The organism is Chimaeribacter coloradensis, from assembly GCF_002858715.1.
Taxonomy (GTDB): Bacteria; Pseudomonadota; Gammaproteobacteria; order Enterobacterales; family Enterobacteriaceae; genus Chimaeribacter; species Chimaeribacter coloradensis.
On sequence record NZ_PJZH01000028.1, the window covers coordinates 1 to 24,881 of the forward strand.

Annotated in this window: 20 protein-coding genes, 4 tRNA genes and 2 pseudogenes; 12 read left to right on the forward strand and 14 right to left on the reverse strand. The window is 59.2% G+C overall.

Translation table 11 applies throughout. The features are described from left to right. Window positions 1-187: 187 nt before the first annotated feature. From CYR32_RS18035 to CYR32_RS18045, 3 genes are all read right to left on the reverse strand, one after another. Window positions 188-3,283 (reverse strand): beta-galactosidase, encoded by a 3,096-nt coding sequence (locus tag CYR32_RS18035; protein WP_101826545.1) that lies wholly within the window; start codon window positions 3,281-3,283, stop codon window positions 188-190. Between the two features lie 167 nt (window positions 3,284-3,450). Continuing rightward, window positions 3,451-5,181: a hypothetical protein gene (locus tag CYR32_RS18040; protein WP_101826546.1), complete on the reverse strand. Its 1,731-nt coding sequence runs from the start codon at window positions 5,179-5,181 to the stop codon at window positions 3,451-3,453. Between the two features lie 395 nt (window positions 5,182-5,576). After that, window positions 5,577-5,652: transfer RNA gene (locus CYR32_RS18045), tRNA-Asn, on the reverse strand. Between the two features lie 324 nt (window positions 5,653-5,976). Between CYR32_RS18045 and nac the strand changes: the two genes are divergently transcribed. After that, complete coding sequence (gene nac / locus CYR32_RS18050; protein ID WP_101826547.1) at window positions 5,977-6,897, forward strand: nitrogen assimilation transcriptional regulator NAC; 921 nt, start codon at window positions 5,977-5,979, stop codon at window positions 6,895-6,897. Window positions 6,898-6,974: 77 nt separating this feature from the next. Beyond that, window positions 6,975-8,486, forward strand: coding sequence for an EmmdR/YeeO family multidrug/toxin efflux MATE transporter (locus CYR32_RS18055; protein WP_146000722.1), 1,512 nt, complete (start codon window positions 6,975-6,977; stop codon window positions 8,484-8,486). Between the two features lie 2 nt (window positions 8,487-8,488). Here CYR32_RS18055 and CYR32_RS18060 read toward each other — a convergent pair whose 3' ends face one another. Beyond that, the gene (locus tag CYR32_RS18060; protein WP_101826549.1) at window positions 8,489-8,800 is read right to left on the reverse strand and encodes an ArsR/SmtB family transcription factor; all 312 of its coding nucleotides are present in this window, start codon (window positions 8,798-8,800) and stop codon (window positions 8,489-8,491) included. A gap of 201 nt (window positions 8,801-9,001) precedes the next feature. Here CYR32_RS18060 and fusA point away from each other — a divergent pair, with 201 nt between their 5' ends. Then, window positions 9,002-11,104, forward strand: coding sequence for an elongation factor G (fusA, locus tag CYR32_RS18065; RefSeq protein ID WP_101826550.1), 2,103 nt, complete (start codon window positions 9,002-9,004; stop codon window positions 11,102-11,104). 59 nt (window positions 11,105-11,163) lie between these two features. On the opposite strand, the gene CYR32_RS18070 is transcribed toward fusA, so the two are convergent. The 4 genes from CYR32_RS18070 to mtfA form a co-directional block, all read right to left on the reverse strand. Next, window positions 11,164-11,703 carry a P-loop NTPase family protein gene (locus CYR32_RS18070; RefSeq protein WP_101826551.1) on the reverse strand — a complete coding sequence of 180 codons (540 nt, stop codon included), beginning with the start codon at window positions 11,701-11,703 and terminating at the stop codon, window positions 11,164-11,166. Window positions 11,704-11,834: 131 nt separating this feature from the next. After that, window positions 11,835-11,910: transfer RNA gene (locus tag CYR32_RS18075), tRNA-Asn, on the reverse strand. 236 nt (window positions 11,911-12,146) lie between these two features. After that, a tRNA-Asn gene (locus CYR32_RS18080) sits at window positions 12,147-12,222 on the reverse strand. Window positions 12,223-12,305: 83 nt separating this feature from the next. Further along, on the reverse strand, window positions 12,306-13,073 hold the full coding sequence (gene mtfA, locus CYR32_RS18085; protein WP_101826576.1) for a DgsA anti-repressor MtfA: 768 nt from the start codon (window positions 13,071-13,073) through the stop codon (window positions 12,306-12,308). A 93-nt stretch (window positions 13,074-13,166) separates the two neighbouring features. Here mtfA and CYR32_RS18090 point away from each other — a divergent pair. Further along, a tRNA-Ser gene (locus tag CYR32_RS18090) sits at window positions 13,167-13,256 on the forward strand. A gap of 116 nt (window positions 13,257-13,372) precedes the next feature. Here the strand turns inward: CYR32_RS18090 and CYR32_RS18095 are convergent. Further along, window positions 13,373-13,753, reverse strand: a complete 381-nt coding sequence (locus CYR32_RS18095; RefSeq protein ID WP_101826552.1) for a hypothetical protein — start codon at window positions 13,751-13,753, stop codon at window positions 13,373-13,375. Between the two features lie 138 nt (window positions 13,754-13,891). Beyond that, window positions 13,892-14,275, reverse strand: a complete 384-nt coding sequence (locus CYR32_RS18100; protein WP_101826553.1) for a helix-turn-helix domain-containing protein — start codon at window positions 14,273-14,275, stop codon at window positions 13,892-13,894. Between the two features lie 464 nt (window positions 14,276-14,739). On the opposite strand from CYR32_RS18100, the gene CYR32_RS21720 reads away from it, so the two are divergent. The 3 genes from CYR32_RS21720 (at window position 14,740) to CYR32_RS18110 (ending at window position 15,721) form a co-directional block, all read left to right on the forward strand. After that, complete coding sequence (locus tag CYR32_RS21720) at window positions 14,740-14,913, forward strand: hypothetical protein (protein ID WP_165698274.1); 174 nt, start codon at window positions 14,740-14,742, stop codon at window positions 14,911-14,913. A gap of 76 nt (window positions 14,914-14,989) precedes the next feature. Continuing rightward, a complete protein-coding gene (locus tag CYR32_RS18105) occupies window positions 14,990-15,337 on the forward strand; it encodes a phage holin family protein (RefSeq protein ID WP_146000723.1) in 348 nt (115 codons plus the stop codon). A gap of 90 nt (window positions 15,338-15,427) precedes the next feature. Next, a complete protein-coding gene (locus CYR32_RS18110; protein ID WP_175578832.1) occupies window positions 15,428-15,721 on the forward strand; it encodes an ABC transporter ATP-binding protein in 294 nt (97 codons plus the stop codon). 14 nt (window positions 15,722-15,735) lie between these two features. On the opposite strand, the gene CYR32_RS18115 is transcribed toward CYR32_RS18110, so the two are convergent. Next, the gene (locus tag CYR32_RS18115; RefSeq protein WP_101826555.1) at window positions 15,736-16,488 is read right to left on the reverse strand and encodes a DUF2076 domain-containing protein; all 753 of its coding nucleotides are present in this window, start codon (window positions 16,486-16,488) and stop codon (window positions 15,736-15,738) included. Window positions 16,489-17,604: 1,116 nt separating this feature from the next. Here CYR32_RS18115 and CYR32_RS18120 point away from each other — a divergent pair. The 4 genes and pseudogenes from CYR32_RS18120 to cspE all read left to right on the forward strand — a co-directional run bounded on the left by CYR32_RS18120 (window position 17,605) and on the right by cspE (window position 20,670). Next, a pseudogene (locus CYR32_RS18120) lies at window positions 17,605-18,255 on the forward strand (metallophosphoesterase). A 417-nt stretch (window positions 18,256-18,672) separates the two neighbouring features. Next, on the forward strand, window positions 18,673-19,683 hold the full coding sequence (locus CYR32_RS18125; RefSeq protein ID WP_101826556.1) for an AI-2E family transporter: 1,011 nt from the start codon (window positions 18,673-18,675) through the stop codon (window positions 19,681-19,683). Window positions 19,684-19,780: 97 nt separating this feature from the next. Beyond that, on the forward strand, window positions 19,781-20,122 hold the full coding sequence (locus tag CYR32_RS18130) for a hypothetical protein (protein WP_101826557.1): 342 nt from the start codon (window positions 19,781-19,783) through the stop codon (window positions 20,120-20,122). Window positions 20,123-20,460: 338 nt separating this feature from the next. Then, complete coding sequence (cspE, locus tag CYR32_RS18135; protein WP_072928349.1) at window positions 20,461-20,670, forward strand: transcription antiterminator/RNA stability regulator CspE; 210 nt, start codon at window positions 20,461-20,463, stop codon at window positions 20,668-20,670. On the opposite strand, the gene CYR32_RS21725 is transcribed toward cspE, so the two are convergent. Then, the gene (locus tag CYR32_RS21725) at window positions 20,663-20,815 is read right to left on the reverse strand and encodes a hypothetical protein (RefSeq protein WP_165698275.1); all 153 of its coding nucleotides are present in this window, start codon (window positions 20,813-20,815) and stop codon (window positions 20,663-20,665) included. The two genes, cspE and CYR32_RS21725, sit on opposite strands and share 8 nt — an antisense overlap. Window positions 20,816-21,083: 268 nt before the next feature. Between CYR32_RS21725 and dsrB the strand changes: the two genes are divergently transcribed. Continuing rightward, window positions 21,084-21,275: a protein DsrB gene (dsrB, locus tag CYR32_RS18140; protein ID WP_101826558.1), complete on the forward strand. Its 192-nt coding sequence runs from the start codon at window positions 21,084-21,086 to the stop codon at window positions 21,273-21,275. 74 nt (window positions 21,276-21,349) lie between these two features. Here the strand turns inward: dsrB and CYR32_RS18145 are convergent, their stop codons facing one another. Both CYR32_RS18145 and rcsA read right to left on the reverse strand, forming a co-directional pair. Continuing rightward, window positions 21,350-23,086, reverse strand: a complete 1,737-nt coding sequence (locus tag CYR32_RS18145) for a methyl-accepting chemotaxis protein (RefSeq protein ID WP_101826559.1) — start codon at window positions 23,084-23,086, stop codon at window positions 21,350-21,352. A 503-nt stretch (window positions 23,087-23,589) separates the two neighbouring features. Further along, window positions 23,590-24,223 (reverse strand): annotated as a pseudogene (gene rcsA, locus CYR32_RS18150) (transcriptional regulator RcsA). Window positions 24,224-24,881 lie beyond the last annotated feature (658 nt).

Genomic DNA, 24,881 nt, shown 5'->3' on the forward strand with positions numbered 1-24,881 from the left:
TACGGATTAACAGTCCGCCGTTCTACCGACTGAACTACAGAGGAATCGTGTGAACGGGGCGGATAATAGCGGCCTGCTGCGGCGCTGTCAAAGGGTTGTCACAAAAAGTGGTGCGTTTGACGCTATTTTGCCCACGTCGTTGATATTTTTAGCGATTTGGCGGCGCACACCGGTGCGCCGCCCGCGTTTAACGGCGGCTGAGGGTCAGCTGGTAACGGTAGACCGGCGCACTCAGCAGGAAATCGGCATGCACACTCGGGCTCCAGGAGTCATCGCCGCCGACGCCCATGTGCGCGCCGTCCAGATGCAGCCAGGTGCCCGGCTCGTCACGCAGCAGGTGGCGGTGGCTGGTGGTGGTCAGCTGTTCGCGGCTGTGGCGGCTCAGGCTGAAGTGGAAGCGGCCGTCGATCTGCCAGCTGCCGTACGCCAGTTGCCGGGTGTCACAGCGCAGGCCGTTTTCCGTCGGGAAGACATAGGGTGTGCTCATCGCCGCCAGCGGCAGGTGCCAGCGGCCGTGCTGCGCCGCCAGTTTCCTGTCCGGGTAGTTTTCATGCGGGCCGAGGCCGAGCCATTCCGCCTGTTCTGCCACCGCCGCCAGCCGGGTTCGCAGGCCGATGCGCGGCGGCGGCACGTTGCCTGCGACCTCCACGGTGACATCAATATGCAGCTGCCCCTGAAGGTCAATCAGCCAGGTTTTGCGGCTGCGCAGCACGCCGAGGCCGTTCGCCAGGTAGAGGTGATCGCTGCTGAGCTGCACCCCCTGCGGCACCGGTGCGGCACTGAACGCCAGCAGCTGCGCTGCAAGCTCATACAGCCCGGCCGCTTTCCAGCGCTCGGCCCAGGCGTTCGGGTCGATGCGCGTCACCTCGCTGACGCCGATGTCATTGTCCAACGGGGCACGCACGAATTCATCCGTCAGCGGCGAGAGCAGGCCCGCTTCGCCACGTTGCGTCCACTGTTGCAGCGTGCCGTGCACGCGGTCGAACTGCCAGCACTGGTCGCCGTGGCGCACCTCATAACGCTCATCGCTTATCTGCAACACCGGTGAGGCCCCGGCGGGCGGGGTGGGCGGCAGGGCCAGCGTCTGCGGCAGCGGCCACTGATCCCAGGCGCTGCGGTGCCCGGCCTCTGACCAGGCGGTCGCGGCGGGCTGGACAACCGCGACATTCAGCCAGCACTCCCGGTCAGCGGGCCAGGCGGCGTCCAGCGTCACCTGCTGTACGCCGCCCGGCGGCAGGTCAAGGGGCAATTCCCCCCCGGCCAGCACGTTGCCCGCCTGCTCAATCCGCCACTGCAACTGCTCGTTGTCGCTGTGGCGGAACAGATATTCGCTGCGGATCTCCAGCGCCAGCGGGTCAGTGCCGGTCAGGCGGAACTGGAAGAACTGCTGCGCGCGCTGCGCCTCAAACAGCGACGGGTGCGGGGTGCGGTCAGCGAACACCAGCCCGTTCATGCAGAACTGGCGATCGTTGGGGGTGTCGCCAAAATCACCGCCGTAGGCCTGCCACGGCGTGCCGTGGTCGTCGAGCCGGGTCAGGGACTGATCGGCCCAATCCCAGACGAAGCCGCCCTGTAGCCGTGGGTGCTGGCGGAAAGCGCGCCAGTAGCGGTCGAAACCGCCGAAGCTGTTGCCCATCGCGTGGGCGTACTCGCACAGGATCAGCGGGCGCGTCTCGCCCGGCAGTCCGATCCACTTCGCCAGCGACCATTTCGGCACCGCCGGGAAGGGCTGGTCTTCATCCACGCGCGCATACATCGGGCAGATGATGTCAGTGGCGGCGCTGTTGGCCCCGCCGCCCTCATACTGCACCGGGCGGGTCGGGTCAGCGGATTTCACCCAGCGGTAGAGCGCATCATGGGTGCTGCCGTGGCCGGACTCATTGCCCAGCGACCAGAGGATAATGCAGGCGTGGTTGCGGTCGCGCTGCACCATGCGCGTGACGCGCTCGCTGAACGCCGCAAACCAGCGCGGGTCGTCGGACAGGCGGTTCATCGGCTGCATGCCGTGGGTCTCAATGTTCGCCTCATCCACCACATACAGCCCGTAGCGGTCGCAGAGCTGGTACCAGCGCGGCACGTTCGGGTAGTGGGAGCAGCGCACCGCGTTGAAGTTGTGCTGCTTCATCAGCACGATGTCCCGGATCATCGTCGCCTCATCCATCACCTGGCCGCGATCCGGGTGGTGCTCGTGGCGGTTGGTGCCGCGGATCAGCAGCGGCTGGCCGTTCAGCGTCAGCAGCCCGTTCTCAATCGCCACCTGCCGGAAACCGGCGTCATAGGCTTCCGCCTCCAGCAGATCGCCGGAAACCGGGCAGAGCGACACCACCACCCGGTAGAGGTGCGGTGTCTCCGCGCTCCAGAGCCGCGGCTGCGCCACCGGCAGGCGCAGGGTGACGCGGTCATGGTAGTGGCCGCGCTCGTCCACCGGGCCGCTGCCGAAGGGGCGGCAGAGCATCGCCACCTGCTGGTCGCCGTCCCACAGTGACACCGCCACCTGGTAGTCTGCCTGCTGTTCCGGCGTCAGATTGGCGTGCACCTCGGCCACCAGTTCCCCCTGGTGGAACCCGGCCGCCAGCGGCGTGCTCAGGCGCACATCGGTGAGGTGTACCGCGGGTTTATGCAGCAGCGTGACATCGCGGAAGATGCCGCTCATACGCCACATGTCCTGATCTTCCAGATAGCTGCCCGCACACCAGCGCAGCACCATCACCGCCAGCCGGTTCTCGCCCTCATGCAGGAACGGCGTCAGGTCAAATTCGGCGGGCAGGCGGCTGTCCTGCGAGAACCCGACAAACTGCCCGTTGCACCAGAGGTAGAACGCCGCGTTGACGCCGTCGAAAATGATGCGCGTCTGCCCGGCGGCCAGCCAGCCCTCCGGCACCCGTACCCGGTGCGAGTAGCAGCCGGTGGGGTTCTCCGCCGGCACATAGGGCGGGTTAACCGGGATCGGGTACTGCACGTTGGTGTAGATCGGCGCGTCAAAGCCCGCCAGCTGCCAGTTGGACGGCACCGCCAGCACCCCGGCCTCCGGCAGGTCGGCCTCCAGCCAGCTTTCCGGCACCGCCTCCGGGCGCGGGAAATAGCTGAACGCCCAGTCGCCGTTCAGGCTGTGGCGGCTGGGCGAGGGGGCGTCGTCCCGGGCTTCCTGCGGGTCACGCCAGCTGGCAAACGGCGGGTGGGCCGGCAGCCGGTTCAGGTGGGTGATCACCGGGGATTCCCAGGCGCGGGCGGCCAGCAGATCGGCCAGGGAACAGCGGGGTACAGCAGCAGAATCAGCACTCATCACAGGCTCCGGCAGTAAAATGTTATGCGCTCACAATTGAGCGTTACACTGCCTGCGGCGCGGGGAACTGTAAAGCCGGAGGCGGGCAGGGGGTGAACCGGGTCACACTTTATGAATGCCGCAGGGGAGGGAAAGAAGGGGGCATCCGTTGCCCCCGCGAGAAGCCGTTACGGCATGGTGACAACCATTTTCCAGCCGTTGGGGGTGCCGTCCGCGTTGACGTAGAGGATGCCGTTGCCGGAACCCGCTTTGCCGATCCGCTCATTCAGCGTGCCGGCCGGGTAGACCGGGAAGGTGTGGTTGGGGTTCTTCCAGCCGGAGACGGTTTTCGCCTGGCAGCCCCGGCTGATAAAGCTGATGTTGCCGGTGCAGCTGAAGCTGTCGAACGTCACGTTGTAAAACTGCACCGATGCCCCGGAGACCAGCGCGGCGGTGGCGATATGGCCGCCGTTAACGATCGCCGTGGACTGGTACGCCCCGGCAAAGGTGCCGGTGAAGATACAGTTGTTGAAGGTCACCGGCATATAGCCGTTGCTGGCCACTTTGGTGCCGTTCACCTTGCCGGTGATCTTGGTGTCGTAGAAGGTGATGTTGCCGAGGATATTGCTGCTCAGAGAGATGTCTTTCAGCTCGCCCTTGATGATCTTGACATTCTGCGCGTTGTAGCGGAAATCGAGCTTTTCCACCGTTGGGTTGATGATGGTGACATCGCGCTCCACCATCAGCAGGTCATCAATTTCCGGTTCCGCCAGCGTCATGTGGGAGGCCGGGGCGGCGATGTACCAGCTGCCGAAGCGGCAACTGCTGAAGACCGACTTGGTGCCATAGCTGGTGCTGCACACCGCGCCGGAGGCGTTGAAGTTCCTGATCTCCGCCCGGTCGGTGCCGATATTCACCGACAATTTGGTGGTGACGCCCGGTTTCTGGCCGGTGGTGGAGTCATCCAGCGCGGCGTCCATAAACACCTGGTTGATGGTGCTGTTGCCGATGATGATGCTGTGGTTCTGGTACTTCAGGCCGGAGGCCAGCCCGGTGGTGCCGTCATCTTCGGTGAGCACGATCAGCCGCTCGGCGTGGATGTTGTCAAACATGTTGCGGACGTTGTTGTTGATGAAAATGCCGCGGTGGTAGGCCTGCTCACACTGGATGGAGTTGATATGGGTGGCGTTGAAGGTGTCACCGGAGGAGCCGATCTCCAGCGCCCACTTTTTCACATTGCCGCAGCGCTCCACGCTGAGCCGCTCGAAGGTGGAATCCCAGACCGAATCCATGTTGATGCCGGTGCCGTTGAAGCCGCTGACGCGGATATGGCCGCCGACGAACCACTGCCCCTTGATGTAAACGCCGTTCAGCTCGGTGTCGCGGCTGTCGCAGTCCACCACCAGGTCACCGTCAATCACCAGCCGGCTGCTGCGGCCGCTGTTGGGTTTGTCGGTAGGGTCGCCCATGATGAGGGCGTAATCGCCGTCAAAGTTTTTCGGGTTGATCTTAAAGCGGCCGGAATCATCAGACATGATCCGCTTAACCAGGGTGAAATCGAGCGTGCCGCTGACCCGCCACGGCCCGTTCTGGAACACCACCGTTTTATTGGCCGAGGCTTTCAGGTAAGCGCGCATATGCTGGGTGCAGTCTTTGGTGCCGCCGGGGGTGCAGCCGAAATCCACCGGCAACAGCTGCTCGGCCACCCGGTGCCAGCGGTGGCCGCCCTTGGTGACAATATATTCGCCGTTATCATCGGGGGAGGTTTTATCATTCATCAGCGCCACAAAGGGGCCGCCGCCGCTGGGTTTCCCGCCATTGGTCAGCCAGTCCGAATAATAACTGATCACCATAATAAACTGCCCGTCTTTGGTGGGTTCAATGGTGCGAAGGGTGGCAATATCTTTGCAACTGTCCATCAGGCATTCCTCATGATAAATAGGGGAAGGAAATAGATACGTCAGGTGATCACCCCTGTAGTTGTAATTGAGGCGTGCGGCGGCGTCCATTGAATTACAGCGGAATAATTCTTATTGATTTATCTGACTGTTTTGCTTGTTTTTTAACGTAATTTTTAATTTTTATGGGAAATCGTGTCGTTGCTGATGCCAGGGTAAAGTGTTATTTACCGATAATGTGTCAACCGCCCAGAGGGAAATTAGCGTGCAGTCACAAATTCCCGCGAAATAATGCCGGATTAATTATTCAGCGGGCATAAAGCATTAAGAGGAAATAAAGGGTGGGGTGCCGGACGCGGCAAAAAAAGAGAAAAGCAAAAAGCCCGCACAGTTTCCTGCGCGGGCTTCTTTAAATCTGGCTCCTCTGACTGGACTCGAACCAGTGACATACGGATTAACAGTCCGCCGTTCTACCGACTGAACTACAGAGGAATCGTGTGAACGGGGCGGATAATAGCGGCCTGCCGGAGGCTTGTCAAAGCCCGGTTTTCGTTTGCAGAACTGTTTGCTGCAACCTTCGCCAATCTGTCTGCGGCGTAACCACCCGCTGTGCGGGCGTGCCATAAGTTTGCATTATGCTGGTGCAGGGTGCGCACCCTCGCCCGGTAGCCGGGAACGCCGGAGCAGCGGGGGAGAACGGGTTTCCCGTTAGATTCCGGGTGATTAGCCTAACCTATGGCCCGTGGCCACCGGGTTGGCCTGTTTCTTGCTGTCTCTCTTCAGGTTATTCCTTTCCTGATGCATTTGGAGGCAGCGATGAATTTAAGACGGTTAAAATACTTTGTGAAAATCGTCGAGATCGGCAGTCTGACCCAGGCGGCGGAGATCCTGCACATTGCCCAGCCTGCGCTGAGCCAGCAACTGGCGACGCTGGAGGGCGAGCTGCGGCAGCAGCTGCTGATCCGCACCAAGCGCGGCGTCACGCCCACTGAGGCGGGGAATATCCTCTATGCCCATGCGCAGACCATCCTGCGCCAGTGTGAACAGGCGCATAACGCGGTGACCGGCGTTGGGCAGGCGCTCAGCGGGCCGGTGTCGGTGGGGCTGGCCCCCGGCCCGGCGGCCGCCCAGCTGGCGTTGCCGCTGTTGCAGGCAGTTCGCGGGCAGCACCCCGGCATCATGCTCTCCCTGAATGAAAACGTCGGCAGTGCGTTGAATGAGGCGCTGGTCAACGGGCGGATCGACATGGCGGTGCTCTACGGCAACAAAGCCATCAGCGGCCTGAGCATCACGCCGCTGATGAAAGAGGATCTCTGCCTGGTGGGCAGCGCTGCGGTGCCGAACCCCGGCGCGTTTGTCGAGCTGTCAGAAGTAGCGAAACTTAGCCTGTTCCTGCCGCGCAGCTATCACGTGATGCGCACCCTGATCGATGAAGCGCTGGCGTTGCGCCGTTTGCAGGCCAACGTGGTGGGGGAGATCGAATCCATCCCGACCCTGGCGGCCGCGGTGGCGGGCGGGCTGGGCGCGACCATTCTGCCGGAGTCAGCGGCGCGGGCGCTGGCCGGCCCGGCGCGCGCCTGGGTGTCACGCATTACCAGCCCGGCGTTGCAGGTTCCGCTCTCCCTCTGCCTCTCCGACAGCCTGCCGCTCTCCGCTGCCGCCGCGGCGGTGAAAACGATTCTGTTGTCGCTGATCCATGAGTCCGCCCCCGAGGCGCGGATGGCGGCGGTGGCGTAAAGGTGCAAAAAGAGCGGGATAAAAAATGAGTAAAAAAAAGACTTTGCAGGAAGTGCGTTTGTAAATCATTATTTGAAATGTGGTTTCACTCACCTTCTCGCAGGTCAATCTTGGACGTCATCAATGCCGTGCGCCAGCGCGTTGCCCGCACACGCTGGTATACCAACCGTAAAAGTTACCGGGTGCTGTTCTGGCGTGAGATCACGCCGCTGGCCGTGCCTATTTTCCTGGAGAACACCTGCGTCCTGCTGATGGGGGTGCTCAGCACCTTCCTGGTCAGCTGGCTCGGCAAAGAGGCGATGGCCGGGGTCGGGCTGGCGGACAGCTTCAACATGGTGATCCTCTCCTTCTTCGCGGCGGTGGATCTCGGCACCACGGTGGTGGTGGCCTTCAGCCTCGGCAAGCGTGACCGCAAACGGGCGCGGGCGGCGGCGCGCCAGTCCCTGGTGCTGATGACCCTGGTCTCTGTGCTGCTGGCGGGCGGCATCCACCTCGCCGGGGAGCAGATCATCGATGTGATTGCCGGGGCGGCCACCCCGGAAGTGAAAGTGCTGGCGCTCTCCTATTTGCAGACCACCGTCTGGAGCTACCCGGCAGCGGCGATCGCCCTGATCGGCAGCGGCGCGCTGCGCGGCGCGGGCAACACCAAGATCCCGCTGTTGATCAACGGCGGCATGAACATCCTTAACATCATCATCAGCAGCCTGCTGATCTACGGCCTGTTTGGCTGGGGCGGCATGGGCTTTGTCGGGGCCGGGCTGGGGCTGACCATCTCCCGCTATATCGGCGCGATCGCCATCATCTATGTGCTGATGATCGGCTTTAACCCGGCGCTGCACATCTCCCTGCGCAGCTATTTTACCCCGCTGAAGTGGAACATCCTGTGGGAGGTGCTGGGCATCGGCCTGCCCGCCAGCATTGAGTCGGTGCTGTTTAACAGCGGCAAACTGCTGACGCAGATGTTCGTCTCCGGCATGGGCACCAACGTGATCGCCGGTAACTTTATCGCCTTCTCCATCGCCTCGCTGATTAACCTGCCGGGCAACGCCCTTGGTTCCGCCTCCACCATTATTGTCGGCAAGCGGCTCGGCAAAGGGCAGGTCGGGCAGGCGGAGCGGCAGTTGCGCCATGTGTTCTGGCTCTCCACGTTTGGGCTGACGCTGATCGCCTGGAGCACCGCGCCCTTTGCCGGGCTGTTCGCCTCGTTCTACACCCGCGAGGAGGATGTCAAAGAGGTGGTGAAACACCTGATCTGGCTGAACGCGCTGTTTATGCCGATCTGGGCCGCCTCCTGGGTGCTGCCGTCCGGGCTGAAGGGCGCGCGGGATGCGCGCTTCGCCATGTGGGTATCGATGCTCGGCATGTGGGGCTGCCGCGTGGTGGCCGGTTACACGCTGGGGATTGTGCTCGGCCTCGGCGTGGTGGGGGTCTGGCTCGGCATGTTCTGTGACTGGATGGTGCGCGGCGCCTTCTTCTACTGGCGGATGGTCAGCGGCCGCTGGCTGTGGAAATACCCGCGGCTGAAGCAGGGCGAAGTGGCCCCGGAGCCGGTGAAAACGCGCTGGCTGAAGGCCCGTAACCCGCGTTAGCCTCAGGCCGGCTGGCCGTCCATCACCGCCAGCAGGGTATCCAGCAGGCCGGGGAAGCGGGCGTCGAGATCCTCACGGCGCAGGGAGATCAGGTTCTCCCGCCCCTGCGGCCGCTGCCAGATGACGCCGCTGTCACGCAACACCCGCCAGTGGTGGGTCATGGTGGATTTCGCCACATCCCGCCGCAGCGCGCCGCATGCCTGTTCACCTTCGCGCGCCAGCGCCCGCACAATCTCCAGCCGCAGCGGGTTGCCCAACGCCAGCAGCACATTTTCCAGGCGTATCTGATCCGTTTCCGGGTGGTTGGCAATCATAGTTTTCCTGTTGAGGTTGAGATCGGCGGCAGGCTGCGCCGCCGGGCCGCTACTATAGCAAATCCCCTCGTTTCTTACGTGTGGTTAATTTTAGCGCAAATAGTTCGACTATACACGTACAGTTGTATTATGCTGAGGTCAGTTGTTCTGCGGGCGGCAATGGTGCCGCCCGTTAAACGTCATCCTGACTAAGGACGCATCATGCCCCGGACCCTTCCCATCGAACGTTATCGCAACATCGGCATCTCCGCGCACATCGATGCCGGTAAAACCACCACTACCGAGCGCATCCTGTTCTACACCGGGATGAGCCACAAGCTGGGGGAGGTGCACGATGGCGCGGCAACCACAGACTGGATGGCGCAGGAGCAGGAGCGCGGCATTACCATCACCTCGGCGGCGGTGAGCTGCTTCTGGCCGGGGATGGATAACAGCGCGGAGCCGCACCGCATCAACATCATCGATACGCCCGGGCACGTTGACTTCACCATCGAGGTGGAGCGCTCCATGCGCGTGCTGGACGGCGCGGTGATGGTGTATGACGCGGTAGGCGGCGTGCAGCCGCAGTCAGAAACCGTGTGGCGGCAGGCCAACAAATACCATGTGCCGCGGCTGGCGTTCGTCAACAAAATGGACCGCGCCGGGGCCGACTTCTTCCGCGTGGTGCAGATGATGGTTGACCGCCTGAAGGCCAGCCCGGTGCCGGTTGTGATCCCCATCGGCAGCGAGGAGCAGTTCAGCGGCGTGGTAGACCTGAACAAAATGCGTGCCATCTACTGGGACGACGCCACCCAGGGCATGACCTTCCGCTATGCGCCGGTGCCGGAGGAACTCCTGCCCACCGCCCGGGAATGGCGCGAGAAGATGGTGTCCGCTGCGGCGGAGGCCACGGAAGCGCTGATGGATAAATACCTGGAGCAGGGCGACCTGGATGAGCAGGAGGTCACGCTCGGGCTGCGGCTGCGTACCCTCGCCGGGGAGATCCAGCCGATGCTGTGCGGCAGCGCCTTCAAAAACAAAGGGGTACAGCGGATGCTCGACGCCGTGATCGAGCTGATGCCGTCGCCGGTGGATGTCCCGGCCGTGCAGGGCGTGGATGAGCGGGGCCAGCCGGCAGAGCGCCATGCAGCGGATGAGGAGCCCTTCTCCGCGCTGGCCTTCAAGCTGATGACTGACCCCTACGTCGGCCAGCTCACCTTTGTGCGGGTCTACTCCGGTGTGCTGCGCAAAGGGGACAGCGTCTTCAACGCGGTGAAAGGCAAGAAAGAGCGCATCGGCCGCATTGTGCAGATGCACGCCAATGACCGGCACGAGGTGGATGAGATCCGCGCCGGGGACATCGCCGCCTGCGTCGGGCTGAAAGAGGCCACCACCGGGGAAACGCTCTGCGACCCGCAGGCGGTGATCACCCTGGAGCGGATGGAGTTCCCGGAGCCGGTGATTTCGCTCGCCATTGAGCCGAAAACCCAGGGCGACCAGGAGAAGATGGGCATCGCCCTGCAGCGGCTGGCGGCCGAGGATCCCTCTTTCCGCCTGCATACCGATGAGCAGTCCGGGCAGAGCATCATCTCCGGCATGGGCGAATTGCATCTGGAGATCATCGTTGACCGGATGCGGCGTGAGTTCGGCGTGGAGGCCAACATCGGCCGCCCGCAGGTGACCTACCGCGAAACCATCCGCAAAACGGTGCGCGACGTCGAAGGCAAGTTTGTGCGTCAGTCCGGCGGCAAGGGGCAGTATGGCCATGTGGTGCTGACGCTGGAACCCCTGCCGCCCGGCAGCGGCTTCCGCTTTGAGGATGCCACCAAAGGCGGCGTGGTGCCGCGCGACTATATCCCGTCGGTGGAGAAGGGCATCCGCGAAGCGCTGAACAACGGCATTCTGGCGGGCTACCCGGTGGTGGATCTCAAGGCCACGCTGACCTTCGGCTCCTACCATGAGGTGGACTCCTCAGAGATGGCGTTCCGTATGGCGGCGATTTTCGGCTTTAAAGCGGCGGCCAGGCAGGCTGACCCGGTGATTCTGGAGCCGGTAATGAAAGTCGAGGTGGAGACGCCGGAAGAGTACGCGGGCGGGGTAATGGGCTACCTCTCGTCACGCCGCGGCACGGTGCAGGGCATGGATGAGCTGCACGGCGCGCGGGTGATCCGCGCAGAAGTGCCGCTCTCGGAGATGTTCAGCTACGCCACCACGCTGCGATCCATGACGCAGGGACGCGCCTCCTACAGCATGGAGTTCGACCACTATGCCGAAGCGCCGCGCAACGTGGCCGACGCCATCATTGCCACGCGGGGAAATGCGTAAACAGGTAACAGCAGTGCGTTGACCCATGCCGCGCCGGGCTGCCCCGGTGCGGCATTTTTTTACAGCGCCCACGCTCGCCGGCAGGCGTTGACCTCCGCCGGTGAAGAGAGAAACAGGGTCGGCAGCGTGCAGCCAGCGAGGCATTGCCGGTGCCTTTTCCTGTTCTGCGGCGTGGTCACAATCAGGTACTTCAGCATCTCAAGGGTAATGCGATCCCGTTGATTTCCCATCGCAATGCCGCCCACCCGCTCACGTTCAAACAGCGTGCGGCGCACATAACGCAGCAGCATCTGCGGTAACGCGATATCCAGCAGGATCACCCCGGTCGCCCGTTCCAGCCGTTCCGTCAGGCAGCGGGTGTAATTCCCCTCCATCACCCAGCGTTCCTCCTGGATTGCCGCACGATGCAGCGCCAGAAACTGCGCCTCCGGCCGGGGCTGCCAGCGGGTATGGGGGAGGTGATAGAGCTGGTCAAGGTGCACCACCGGGCAGCCGCGCTGATGGGCGATGGCGTGCGCCAGGGTCGATTTGCCGCTGTTTGACGGGCCAAGGATGCACAGCCGCGGGCCGAGGTCAGCAAGGGGGAGAAATGCAGTCATGAGAAGCCCGTTAACGGTAGAAAGGGAACAGTGTAAAGCCGGAACCGGCAAGCCGCTATTTTTGATAAGAATGAAAGAACAGGACAGGCAGAAACGAAAAAAGCCTGCTTTAAAAGCAGGCTTTCCGAATTTGGCTCCTCTGACTGGACTCGAACCAGTGACATACGGATTAACAGTCCGCCGTTCTACCGACTGAACTACAGAGGAATCGTGTGAACGGGGTGCATAATAACGGGGTGCCCCGGCCTTGTCAAAGCAGAAAAAAGCGCAACGGTGCGTTTGCTGTCATTATGAACAACCCGGGGAAAATACCGTCAGAACCTGCGCCTTATTTACCCGGCGCGTGATAAATCACAGGGTTGAGGCGCAGACGCGGCCCGGGCAGGACGATGAGGGCGGGCAGAAACGAAAAAAGCCTGCTTTAAAAGCAGGCTTTTCGAATTTGGCTCCTCTGACTGGACTCGAACCAGTGACATACGGATTAACAGTCCGCCGTTCTACCGACTGAACTACAGAGGAATCGTGTGAACGGGGCGCATCATATCCAGACACCCCGACCCTGTCAACGGCAAAATCACACAACGTTGCTGACTGCTCAGCAACTAAACAACCGGCCGTTGCAGGCGCGCCAGCGGGTCTTGCCGGTAGAAAGCGGCAAAATGGGGGTAGAGCGCCGGGAAACGCCCGGCCAGCAGCTCCGGCGCACTGAAGAAATATTCCGAGAGCACGGCGAAGCACTCTGCCGGGTCAGTGGCGGCGTAGGCGTCCAGGCTGGCCGCCTCTTCCCCCACCAGATCGATCTCCTCCTGGATGGCGTCCATCGCGGCGTGCAACTGCTGCTCCCAACCGGCGACGCTGCGCAGCGGGATCGGCGGCACGCCGTTGACCACGCCGCCGTTGCGCAGATCCAGCTTATGCGCCACCTCGTGCACCACCAGGTTAAACCCGGAGAGGTCAAAGGAGTCCTGCACATCCTGCCAGTTCAGCACCACCGGCCCCTGTTCCCAGCTCTGCCCGGCGTGCGTCACCGGCCCGCTGTGCACCAGCCCGGCCTCATCTTCCCAGACATCCTCCACCAAAAACGGTGCCGGGTAGATCAGCACATCATGGAAGCCGTTCAGCCACGCCAGCCCGAGTGACATCACCGGCAGCGCAAACAGCAGCGCCAGCCGCGCCTGCATCAGCGGGGTCAGTGCCAGCCCTTCGAGCGGCACCAGCCGCTTTTGCCGTAAAAACTGGGCGGCCAGCTGGGTGAGCTGCGCTTTTTCGTCGTCATTAAACGGGGCGAACAGCGGGATCGCCAGCGCCTCCGGCCACTGATCAAACGGGGGAGGGGAGGGGGAAGTTACTTTCCACGGCCACTTAATCATCATCTTGCTCGCAAAGTGATCACTCGAACGTCCGGGCACCGGTTAGTGCTGTAAAAATGCCGCAAAACAGGGCATGATGGCAACCGCAATTACGGAGAGATGCCGGAGCGGCTGAACGGACCGGTCTCGAAAACCGGAGTAGGGGTAACTCTACCGGGGGTTCAAATCCCCCTCTCTCCGCCACTATTCAAGCACTTACGCTGCTCCCTGTCTGTGATAAACCTCCCGCCTGACTCTTTTTTCGCTGTTTGTTTCCCTTTTTCCTCCTTTTGTTTCACCTGACGATAATAATCTGTTCTTTATTTGCGTTTTCCTGCGCCTGAAACACTCTCCGGCTGCAACCCGGCGGCATACTGCGCGCTGATGGCGGCGGCATGGTTCAGGGCATTCGCCTGCGCCAGGTAGCCTTTGCGGCGGGCGTGCTGCGCCTGCTGCCGCAGATGTGCCACCAGCTTCCCGGCGGCGCGCGCTTCGATATCCGCAATCACCGCATTGGTGACCGGCAGATCCCGCAGGGCACCCCCCAGCGCCTCAATGGCAAATATCACCCGGCCGCACCCGGCCAGCTTGCGCGCCGCCGTGAGCCGGGTTTTCAGCGCCGCATTCTCCGCCGCCAGCGCCAGATAGGCCGCGGTGGCTGCTTTACTGCCTGGTTTCTTCTCTGCTGTCACTGCACGCATGGTCGCCTCCGGCTACAGGGCCGCTGTCAGGTAAAAGATCACACTGAGAAAAAGTTAAGCGCAGGGTGTATTTTTTGTCAACCTAAAGCTTATAAAAGAGGGGCGGCGACACAGCGGGTGCCGCCGGAAAGAGGCGGGTCAGAAAGGGCGTTTTCGGCGCTGCAGGTAGCTTTCGGTGAGGTCATCCAGCTCTTTCAGCCGCCGCTCAAACACCTGCAACATATTCTCCTGTTCCAGATCCGGCAGTTGATCGAAGAGATCCAGCATCCGCTGCTGGCGTGAGGTCAGGCCCGAGGCGGGCTCAACCTCTTCACCCAATAGCCAGAGCAGCGGCACGCCAAGCGTGCTGCAGAGCCGCATGGCAGAGGTTTTGCTGATCTGCCCGCGGCGGTACCAGCCATTCACGGACTGCGGGCTGACCCCGGCAATGCGGGCCATCTCCGCTTTGGAGATACCCTTCATCTTCAGCAACTCATCCAGCCGCGCTGCCAGGGCCGGTTCACAACGGTTTAATGGTTTCATCAATCGAGTATACCATAAGGTTTATGCTTATAAATAAGCTTTTAGTTGAGATAATTGTAAGCCTTGAGCTTAGGTGCTATGCTGATCATGCGCGGCCTGAGGGGCGAAACAGGCGATCTCACTGAGAAAAATGAGCCGCCGGGCACCCCGGCCACGCCCCCGGTGGGCGAGCGGTTACCGGTATTGTGAGCCTGAAGCGGGAGGCGGTAAATACTCCTTGCCGGGCGTGTTGGCCCCCGTCGCGCCCCCGTTTTAGCGCGTTATCCGCCAGGCAGGCAAACCGGCATCGCATTTTATTGATGCCGGCCGGTCACGGCAGGCCGCCCGGAAAGGGTGCGCCCGGCCCTGAAGTAAGCGCCGCTGATTTGATGGATAAGCTATTCAGGTCTTAGATATAAATTCGCGCGAAAGGATTAAATGGACAGGCCCCCGCAGGGGATGAACAATTAATCGGAACGATGGCTATGACATTCGACAATTTACGTGAATTTATTGCGGCCGGGGGGCGGTATGAGCTTTATACCGATGGCGAGGAGGTGATCTGGGTGTTACCTCTTGCAGACGATCAAATTATCATCACACCGGAGTCGTATGAGGCGCTGCTGAACCAATACGGCTATAAAATCGTCCCGATGTAACCGGGCCGGAGGGTGCGCCGTCAGAGAGCGGGCAGGCGCACCCGTGCCGCCGGTACATGCAGGCCTGGAGGTGCTTATGTTGCTCCCTGAACCCGACTGGTTTTCCCACCTGTTACAGGCCGGTGCCTGGCTGGCCAACCATCCCCTTGGTTTTTTTACCGGCCTCTCCGCGTTTATTGTCTCCTGCTGGTCAGGGCTGGCCGAAGGGCGGCGCGGCGCGCAGCTGCTGGTGGGCGGCCTGGTCTGCGTGCTGACCACGCTGGCGGTGGTGGCGGCGATGCGTTCCAGCGGGCTGCACGCCTCCTGGATGCCGATCGTCGGGATTTTTGTCGGTTTCGTCGGCGCTGACCGCATCCGGGAGGCTATCCTTTCCGCCTGGGAGAGCCGGAAAATCCCGCCGTTTATCGATTCCGAAAAGAAGTAACCCCGCAGCGAATGGCCGTCAACCGCTTGAATTTCAGGGGAACGGCCCCCATATCAGGTGTCCGGCATTCACAGTGACAAGGAAAAACCGATGGGCATCAGTGAAAAAGAACGTCTGCGACGGCAACTGAATGAAAAACACCGGATGGGCCACAGCGCCCTGTGGCTGGCCGGCGTCTCGGGGCTCTATTTTGTGCTGATGAGCGTGACCGGGCACCCGCTGGGGCCGATGCTGCTCTCCGGCAGCATCTGCGTGACGGCAGGCGTACAGGCGCTCAACAAGCGGCGCAAAGTCAGGGCCTATCAGCAGAAACTGAACAGTCTGGACAGCAAAGAGAAGGAAGGTGCCCACGCATTGAGCGCAGGCACCAGAGGCATTACGTAGTCAGGGCAGGCAGGTTACAGGAACGAGTCATCGTCATTGTTGAAATCATCACCAAAGCCGTCATCGCCAAAGGTGTCATTCTGTTGGTCGAGGAAACCGTTGCCGGCATAGCGATCGTCCGTGCCGTTAAAGGTATCCAGATTGTTGGACTCATCAAACGCCTGGAACATGCTCTGGTCTTCCGCGGTGTTCACCGGCATCGGCTCATCATTATTAATGATGTTCACAATCTCTTCCGGCTGGGAGTGGTGGAACATCCCGGTCAGCATATCCGCCAGCATCACCCCGCCCGCCACCCCGGCGGCCGTCTGCAATGCCCCACCGATAAAGCTCCCCGCGCGTGACGGCGCAGCCGCAGGCTGGCCATAACCCTGGCCATAGGGTTGCTGCTGCGGCGCATTATTCCATGCCGCCTGGTTCTGCTGGGCCGCCTGGTAGTTCGGGGCCTGCTGCGGGGCAGGGGCGGAGCGGTGGCCGCCGCCAAACAGATTCGAGAGGAACCCGCCGCTGCTCTGCTGCGGCTGGGCCGCCTGCTGTTGCAGGGCGTTCACCTGCGCTTCCAGCGCCTTGACGCGCTGGTCCATGCGTTTCAGGGCCGCTTCCTGAATGATGATGGATTGCGCCATATAGTAAGGTGCGGCGGGCTGCTCACGGATGCGCGCCTGAATGCGCTGCTCGGCGGCACGGTCGCGCGCGCCGGTCTGGGATTCAGCCTGTTTGAGGCGATCAAACAGGCCATCAATAAGTTGTTGTTCTTCAGATTGCATAGAAACCTCCAGTGGTGGCGCAGTTTCGCATTACGTTGATGCGGCAGGCGTGTCAGCGCCGGTTAACTGCATATGTCTGTTAATGATAGATGACGTTAACCTGTTAATTGGGGCGAATATAGAATTCAAAAGTAAAGCGGGAAACAAATGTGTTACCAGGTTGTTCGTCCGGCGATTTTTTGCGCTTTTCATGTTTCGTCCGCCGCCTATAGACAGCGGAAAATAACTCTGAAAGTGATTTCACTTGGGGTAACCGGCAGGACGCGCCCCGGAGAGGGGGTTGACAGGCGAATCAAAACGCGGTGCCCCCCGTTTTGTTAAGCAAATTGCCGGGATTTATTAGCTATGTAGATGTTTTATGCTCTCTCTGTTGCAATTTCCAGTGGTTTTCCCAGCCTGGTTAACCGCAAAAGCGGGGAGAACCAGCCCGATCCGCCGCTTTTGCCCCGCTCGTGCGTAAAAAAGCAGGAAAATCCCCTTTTTCAGTGAGGGTTAAGCAGGTGGTTGTTATACAAGGACAAAAAGAAGTGAAATCCCGGCATTTCACTTCTCCGGGTTTTTGAAGGGCGCGTAAGAAGTGAAAAGTCATAAAATAACCCGTAGTTTTAGATTTCACGGATTGCACCCGGGGGGCGGGTGTGTGATGTTTTGAGTGTCTAAGATATTTCGTATGCAGGAAATAATTAGGATTACTGAATTAAATAGGCTCTTATTGTGGAGGTCTTTATGCTTGTCTGGTTCGCTTTGGCCGTTATATTACTCTCGTTCTCTGTTTACGCGTTCAAAATGTACCGCGGCGAAAAAGAGAAGAAAAAACTTATCGTGCGTCCGCGAATGATGTCTCTTCGCCGCCGCCACAGCCATAGTCATGGCTAATCCTGAAACGCGCATAATATTGCCACAGCAATTCAGTCTTTAAGCACTGATTTAAAAAATAAATTGGCCTGTCTGACGCCACGCACTTTTATTTTTTGACTTAGGATGCGTTTTCCTCGTGACGCGCACACGCCGCCGGCACCCCTGCCGGCGGCGTTCTCCTGTTTCTGCTTCCCGCCCCGCTTCCCGCTATACTCCTTATCTGTATACGATTTCCTGTGCAGTGAGGGCCAATCCGCTATGTATCACCGTATTGACGGCAGCTGTTACCGGCAGATTTTTGTCGCCGGTGACGTGCACGGCTGCTACCAGGCGTTGCAGCAGCAGCTGCAGGCGCGGGCCTTTGACCCCCAGCAGGATCTGGTGATCGCCGTGGGTGATGTGATCGACCGCGGCCCGTAGAGCCTGAGCTGCCTGGGGTTGCTGGACGCGCCCTGGTTCCGCATGGTGCTGGGCAACCATGAGCAGATGGCGCTGATGGCGCTGCTGAGCGGCGTGGAGTTTAACTGGCAGCGCAACGGCGGCGACTGGTTCTACCGCCTGAAAGGGGAGGCGCGGAGCCGGGCCGAGGCATTAATCCACCGCTGCGACGCGTTGCCGCTGATTATTGAGGTCGCCAACCTGCCGCAGAAGATTGTGGTGGCCCATGCCGATTACCCCGCCGGCCACTACCTGTATGATCAGCCGGTCGATGGCGAAGAGGTGGTCTGGAGCCGCAAGCGTATTACCCGCGCGCTGGAAGGGCGCGGCAGCCGTATTGCCGGGGCCGATCTCTTTATTTTTGGCCACACGCCGTTAAAGCGGCCGTTTAAATTTCTCAACCAGCTTTATCTGGATACCGGTGCCGTATTTGGCGGCCGCCTGAGCCTGTTACGGATTAAATCCGGCTGACACAGGGGGGCTCCCGGGTTATTTAATCAGGCGGTAACCGGTTTACCACTAATCAGCGAGACTAATCTTTATTTCAGTGCGGTTTAAAAACAGTTAAGCAGAATAGCTCCGCTGAAACGAAATGCTGAAAGGAAATAATCGCCGGATAACAGGCGATTGCCGGGAACAGGCAATGACAGCAAGGCGGTGGGCTTGCCTCTTCTCTCCATGATTTATTAACAGGGTTGGTGAATTTTCACTTTTTTCCGGCGATTTTATAAAGTGAAATCTGCGTTGTGGCTTATCAAAGCCTTCGGTGCGGCCCGGAATCCTGCTCACGGGCAGGGAAGCGTAAATGGGCGCTGCGGGAGGTTTGCCTGAAATGGTATGATGCGCCCGGCGCGTAGCGTACGCGGGTAGGGCATAAGGACTTTTGCAATGCAGATCATGTCGTTGAATCAAATTCGTTGGTTAAGCCTGGTGGTGGTGCTCGGCGGCTTGTTACTGCTGCTGCCGCTGCATCTGCTGGGGTGTTTCATCGCCGGTTTTGTGGTGTATGAACTGGTGAACGCCCTGACGCCCCATTTCCAGAAGATCATCAGCGGTGACCGGGCGCGCTGGCTGGTGGTGGCGCTGATCAGCACCGTGGTGGTCAGCGGCCTGATTGCGGCCGTGACCGGCATCATCAGTTTCCTGATGGACGATGTGCAAAACTCGGCGGTGTTCAATGCCCGGGTGGCGTCGCTGCTGGAGGATGCGCAGTCCCGCCTGTCGCCGGTGATGTCCCACTACCTGCCGACCAATATTGAGGAGTTGCAGCGCCAGTTCCTGAAATGGCTGCGCGAGCACATCGTGATGTTGCAGAACATCGGCAAGAACGCCGCCCACACGTTTATTACCATGCTGATCGGCATGGTGCTGGGGGCGATTGTCTCCCTGCAACGCGATGACAGCGCCCAGCCCTACCCGCCGCTGAAAGCGGAGCTGCTGCAACGGATGCAGCTGCTGGCCTCGGCGTTCCGCAACATTGTGTTCGCCCAGTTCAAGATTTCGCTGATCAATACCGTGCTCTCCACGGCGTTCCTGTTCGGCGTGCTGCCGCTGTTCGGCATTCACCTGCCGCTGGCGAAAACCTTGGTGGTGGCGACATTTGTCTTCGGGCTGATCCCGGTGATCGGCAACCTGCTTTCCAACACGCTGATCTTTATCGTCGGGCTGTCGCTGTCGCTCTGGGTGGCGTTGCTGGTGCTGAGCTACCTGATCATCATCCACAAGGTGGAGTATTTCCTGAATGCGCGGATTGTCGGCACCCGGATCAACGCGCGCTCCTGGGAGATCCTGCTGGCGATGCTGGTGTTTGAGTCCGCGTTCGGGCTGCCGGGCGTGATTGCGGCACCTATCTACTACGCTTACCTGAAAAATGAGCTGCGCCATGCAGCCTTGATCTGAGCAGCGAAAAATAAATGCGCGCGCTGCCGGGCGGTGGCTTCTCCCGGTGTGGCGCGGGTGGTATTCTTCCCGGTTTTCGGGGGGCGAAGGAAAAAAAGTGGCAAAAGAGTTAGATCAGTTACTTATCGATATCGATCGTATTATTGAACATGTAGAAAATCTGAAAGCGCTTGCTCCCCGCCCGGAACCGCGTCCGCCTGCGGTGAATGGCCAGACGTATGACTCCTTCTGCGAAACCTTCGCCATCAAGGCGGTGTTGCGGGCGCTGATCGCGTCGGTGGACAAGATCGTCCAGGTGCAGATCGCCAATAAAGTGGAGCAGGACATCGCCCATCTGGATGAGAAAGTGCGGCAAATCGGCGGCGACCACGCCGGGCCGGACGATCTGGCGCAGATCACCGCCTACGTGCGGCACACGGTAGGCGAAATTTTACCGTGAAAAACGCCCCGGGTAACCGGGCGGGAAACCCGGCGGGGCCGCGCCCCGTCCGGCGCGGGGCAGGGGGAAGGGCAGCGCGCGGGTGATGGAAATCACGGCAATCATCACCGCATGTCATAAAAAGAGTTGCTATTACTGCCCCGCTATGAGTAAATGCATCTCGGCCTGTGGTACAGACCTATTTATGCACGACATCCTGAGTAAAGAAGTTTCAATCCAAGCGTTATCGTTGATAGCCCTTCTGTGACGAATTTCCTTTTGAGTGCCTCATAAGTAATGGCTGAAAGCCGGCTATATATCGCCTTCGGCGTCACATTTTTAATATTAAGGAATTTATCATGACTATGATGAAAGGTCAGGTTAAGTGGTTCAACGAGTCTAAAGGCTTTGGCTTCATTACTCCGGCTGACGGCAGCAAAGACGTGTTCGTTCACTTCTCTGCCATCCAGGACACCGGCTTCAAGACCCTGGCTGAAGGCCAGAACGTACAGTTCTCCATCGAGAACGGTGCTAAAGGTCCGTCTGCGGCTAACGTTACCGCTATCTAATCTTGCTGCCGTGCACCAGGCTTGAATAAGCCGCCGCACTGTAACAGAGATTATAAAAACCCGCCTCGGCGGGTTTTTTTGTTTTTAATACAGCAACCCGCCTCGGCGGGTTTTTTGTTTTCTGTTCGCCCGCTTTTGCGCTCACAACCCGCTCCGGCGGGTTTTTTTATGGGCGCAGGCAAAAAATGCGCAAAAAAAAAGCCCGCGGTGAGCGGGCAAAGTTCCTTGTTACATCGTTTTTTGAAGCGACTACTTTGGGGGGTAGTACAGAGCCAGTCTAGGCGAAAGCTGTCGCAAGATTCTCGCGGGGAAGTGTTAAAATTATGAAAAGATACAGATAAAGACAGTCCCGGCCACTCTGTGGTAGCCTGAGGGCCTGCATCTCACTCTGAGTGAACACGCGAGGCAACGCCATGAAAGTCAATGATCTGGTCACGGTAAAAACAGACGGCGGCCCGCGCCGGGAGGGCGTTATCCTGGCCGTTGAACAATTTAACGAAGGGGTTATGTATCTGGTGCAGCTGGAGGATTACCCCACCGGCATCTGGTTCTTTAATGAAGTGGACAGCCTGGACGGCACCTTTGTGGAGCCGCGCGACGCATAGCCGGTCGCTGAAAGGAATAAGGGCAGCCGTGGCTGCCCTTTTTTACGCCTGAACCCTGCGTCTGCAGGTGCAGATCAGAAGGTTTCCCAGTCGGTATCGTTAACCCGGCCGGTACGCACGCTGCCGGTTTCCGGCGTGCTGGCCGTCAGGGCCGGCACAGGGCGGGGCGTTTTCACCGCGCTTGCCGGGCGCACCGGGGCGGCCGTGCGCTGGCGGCCGTTCAGCCGGAACACCGCCACAGATTGCGTCAGGCGCGCGGCCTGCGCTTCCAGAGAGGCGGCGGCGGCAGAGGCCTGCTGTACCAGCGCGGCGTTCTGCTGGGTGACGCTGTCCATTTCAGACACCGCCAGGCTCACCTGTGAAATCCCGCGGCTCTGCTCATCGGAGGCGGAAGCGATCTCACCCATGATGTCGGTGACGTTGGTTACCGCCGAGACGATCTCGCGCATGGTGTCACCGGCGTTGGCCACCAGGCCGGCCCCTTCACCCACCAGCGTGACCGATTCTTCAATCAGCGACTCAATCTCTTTCGCCGCATCGGCACTGCGCTGGGCCAGGTTACGCACCTCACTCGCCACCACGGCAAAGCCGCGCCCCTGTTCACCGGCACGCGCCGCCTCAACCGCCGCGTTCAGCGCCAGGATGTTGGTCTGGAAAGCGATGCTGTTGATGACCGTGGTGATCTCGGCAATCTTGCCGGAGCTTTTGGAGATGCTCTCCATGGTGCTGACCACGTCACCTACCAGCGTGCCGCCCTGGCGCGCCTTGTTGGAGGCGTTGGCAGCCAGCTGGCTGGCGTGGTGGGCGTTTTCAGAGTTCTGCTTCACCGTGGCGGTGAGCTGCTCCATGCTGGCAGCGGTCTGCTCCAGTGACGCCGCCTGCTGCTCAGTCCGGGCGGAAAGATCGGTGTTGCCGGAGGCGATCTCTGCCGATCCCTGGTGGATCGACTCTGCCCCTTCGCGCACCGCCGACACCGTCACCGCCAGCGCCTCCTGCATCAGGTCAAGGTTACCGGCCAGCACGCCAATCTCGTTACGGCCTGGGTTCATCGCCGGCAGGGTCAGATCACCGGCGGCGATCTGGCGGATGCGGTTCACCAGCATCAGCAGCGGGGAGATCACCGCGCGGCGTAGCACCACATAGGTCAGCAGCGCCAGGCCCACGGCGGCGGCAAAGGCCAGCACCATCATCAGGTAGCCCAGGCTGGCATTGGCGCGCGCATGGTCGTTGATCTCATTGGCCTGCGCCGTACGTGACGCCGAGGACTCAGAGACCGGCTTGCGGTAGGCGCTCTCCAGCTTGCTCAGCGTGGTGGACTCCAGCGCCAGCACCTCTTCAAAGCGGCCCGCTTCGGTGGCCGCCATCATCGGCGTAATGCCCTGATCGCGGTAGGCGTGGTAAGTCTGGTTCAGCACCGCATTGAACTGGGTGCCGGACTCACTGCGGCGGCTGTTAGCGATAAAGCGGTCAAAGCTCGACTGGGACTGGGCAATCAGCTTCTTAGCCGCATCGATGTCCGCCTGGAACAGCGCGGTATCATTTACACGTGAGGCAAACGCGGCCTGAATCAGCACCAGCCGCGCGCTGCTCAGCAGGTTAGCGCTGTCAGTCAGCGCCTTGCGGGTGGCGATCTCCTGGTTATTCCCGACCAGCGCATCGTTGCTCTCTTTCAGGAAGTAGCTGGAAGCCCCGATAGAGACCGCGAACAGCAGCAGGATGCTGCTTAACATCACAATAAACAATGTAACCAGACGGGTATTTCCGATTACCCCAGTGGGTAAGAAACCTTCAGCGCTTGAAGAGGTGTTCATTATAGTGACTCATGGCAATTGTATAAGAATAATCCTGTGCAGGCGTGCCGCACAGAGAAAGCATGAGAGGCTGTTATCGGCAGGCCGCGGCAAAGCTTTAACCGGGGTAATCTCTCTGCGCGGCAGCGCAAAAGGGCGGGGGAAACGGCCCCGATCCCAGTATTCATGGGCGTTGCGGGCCAGTGGAAAATGCTGTGCCTGGGACATAAGAGGATTCCTAAAATCTTAAAAAAGTGAAATAAAACCGGTGAATTTCACATGAAATAAAATAACGGTGCTGGCATAAATTTCAGCCCGATAAATAAGCAGGAAAATAAAAAAAGGGGGGCGTCAGGGGGGCGGCATAAACCGCACGAAATAAAAAACCCCATCAGGGAAAGCCCGGATGGGGTAAATGCGCAAAAAAAGTTTTTATGAGATGTACTCATTTTTAATTACCGTGGTGATTAAAAATGAAAATACCTTATTTAGCGCAGAATCAAGACCTCAGGATATAATACGGATTAGCGGGTATTAACATAAATTCCGCTGGTCAGGGTGTCGGTCAGGCGCACCACATGATAAATAACCTGTTTATTATGGGTCTTAATTTTACGCTTAATATTACCTTTATGTGACGAGACCGTTTTCGCCTTGATCTGCATCTTGTCGGAGATCTGGATGGTACCCTCGCCGGACATCCACATGCGCAGCATGTTGGACTCGGTCTGGCTCAGCGTTACCGGCGTCACATCGATCTTTGGGCGCTGCTCAGCCACGTGGGAGTTCTTCTCCAGGTAGCCTTTCAGCAGCTCGTTCAGGGTTTGTGGCTTAATCGCTTTTGAAGAGATAATCACGTTCTTGCGAACAAAGAGATACTCTTCAAAATGGATATTGGTGATTGCCATAAAAATAAGGAACAAGGTGTCCGGGTGCTGCGTGATGATCTGCTTAATACGTTCTTTGGCGTTGGTTTCATGAATAAAGCAATCTTCATTAATAAACACAACGTTAGGGTTTAATTTGCTGCACCGTTCCTGAAGGCTTTCCAGGTCGTTAATCGCATTTATATGTTTTTTTTCTGACACCATTACTGGTCAGGTAATCGGTCAGGCCCAGGCGTGTATAGCTGCATGAATCCATAATGATCGTCGGCATAAGAGAACCCCTCAATTTAAATCCGTTTTTAACCGTGAAATTACAGTAAGAAAAATCCTGAAGACGAGAAAATAGATCAGATACATCACGTTGGTCTATGTTCTACCAACAAACCTATCATCAGTTCAATGATAATTTCGGACTAAGCCGCTGATTCAACACCAACTATAAATTTGCCTTAAGTCAGTGGCAGGTGGTAAACCGGGTTCTGGGGGCGGGAAAAGCGCGCACTACCTCCTTTCGGGTAGGGATAGCAGGGCTGTCAGCGCCATTGGCGGGCATGGCACCGGGGAAAGGGGGTCATAGTCAATGAATCGGGCTTTGAGTAATTGATTAAAATAATTCATCTATCATATCGGCCTAAATGACCAATTATCAGAATTTGTCTTAAGTCTATTTTTTGTTCAACACCCCCGTATTTTTCTTAAATTAAAACAGTCACTTATGTAAGAAGGCGTTAAGTGTAAATGAGAAGTAGTTTGAAAAAGCTCAGTAAATACACAAATTAGCAACACAATTGAAACTTAAATCACGTATGCAAGTCCTTTTTGTAACGCATTTTACAGCGAGGCCGTACGGTTTTTATCCTGATTTGTGAAGTAAAAGCATTTTAGACTGATGAATAATCTGTTTTGCTGAACAATTCATGAAATCCGGC

Excerpts from the sequence above, each read along its gene's own strand:
- CYR32_RS18035 (WP_101826545.1), bottom strand. The coding sequence starts at position 3,283 with ATGAGTGCTGATTCTGCTGCTGTACCCCGCTGTTCCCTGGCCGATCTG.
- CYR32_RS18040 (WP_101826546.1), bottom strand. The coding sequence starts at position 5,181 with ATGGACAGTTGCAAAGATATTGCCACCCTTCGCACCATTGAACCCACC.
- nac (WP_101826547.1), top strand. The coding sequence starts at position 5,977 with ATGAATTTAAGACGGTTAAAATACTTTGTGAAAATCGTCGAGATCGGC.
- CYR32_RS18055 (WP_146000722.1), top strand. The coding sequence starts at position 6,975 with ATGTGGTTTCACTCACCTTCTCGCAGGTCAATCTTGGACGTCATCAAT.
- CYR32_RS18060 (WP_101826549.1), bottom strand. The coding sequence starts at position 8,800 with ATGATTGCCAACCACCCGGAAACGGATCAGATACGCCTGGAAAATGTG.
- fusA (WP_101826550.1), top strand. The coding sequence starts at position 9,002 with ATGCCCCGGACCCTTCCCATCGAACGTTATCGCAACATCGGCATCTCC.
- CYR32_RS18070 (WP_101826551.1), bottom strand. The coding sequence starts at position 11,703 with ATGACTGCATTTCTCCCCCTTGCTGACCTCGGCCCGCGGCTGTGCATC.
- mtfA (WP_101826576.1), bottom strand. The coding sequence starts at position 13,073 with ATGATTAAGTGGCCGTGGAAAGTAACTTCCCCCTCCCCTCCCCCGTTT.
- CYR32_RS18095 (WP_101826552.1), bottom strand. The coding sequence starts at position 13,753 with ATGCGTGCAGTGACAGCAGAGAAGAAACCAGGCAGTAAAGCAGCCACC.
- CYR32_RS18100 (WP_101826553.1), bottom strand. The coding sequence starts at position 14,275 with ATGAAACCATTAAACCGTTGTGAACCGGCCCTGGCAGCGCGGCTGGAT.
- CYR32_RS21720 (WP_165698274.1), top strand. The coding sequence starts at position 14,740 with ATGACATTCGACAATTTACGTGAATTTATTGCGGCCGGGGGGCGGTAT.
- CYR32_RS18105 (WP_146000723.1), top strand. The coding sequence starts at position 14,990 with ATGTTGCTCCCTGAACCCGACTGGTTTTCCCACCTGTTACAGGCCGGT.
- CYR32_RS18110 (WP_175578832.1), top strand. The coding sequence starts at position 15,428 with ATGGGCATCAGTGAAAAAGAACGTCTGCGACGGCAACTGAATGAAAAA.
- CYR32_RS18115 (WP_101826555.1), bottom strand. The coding sequence starts at position 16,488 with ATGCAATCTGAAGAACAACAACTTATTGATGGCCTGTTTGATCGCCTC.
- CYR32_RS18125 (WP_101826556.1), top strand. The coding sequence starts at position 18,673 with ATGCAGATCATGTCGTTGAATCAAATTCGTTGGTTAAGCCTGGTGGTG.
- cspE (WP_072928349.1), top strand. The coding sequence starts at position 20,461 with ATGACTATGATGAAAGGTCAGGTTAAGTGGTTCAACGAGTCTAAAGGC.
- dsrB (WP_101826558.1), top strand. The coding sequence starts at position 21,084 with ATGAAAGTCAATGATCTGGTCACGGTAAAAACAGACGGCGGCCCGCGC.
- CYR32_RS18145 (WP_101826559.1), bottom strand. The coding sequence starts at position 23,086 with ATGAACACCTCTTCAAGCGCTGAAGGTTTCTTACCCACTGGGGTAATC.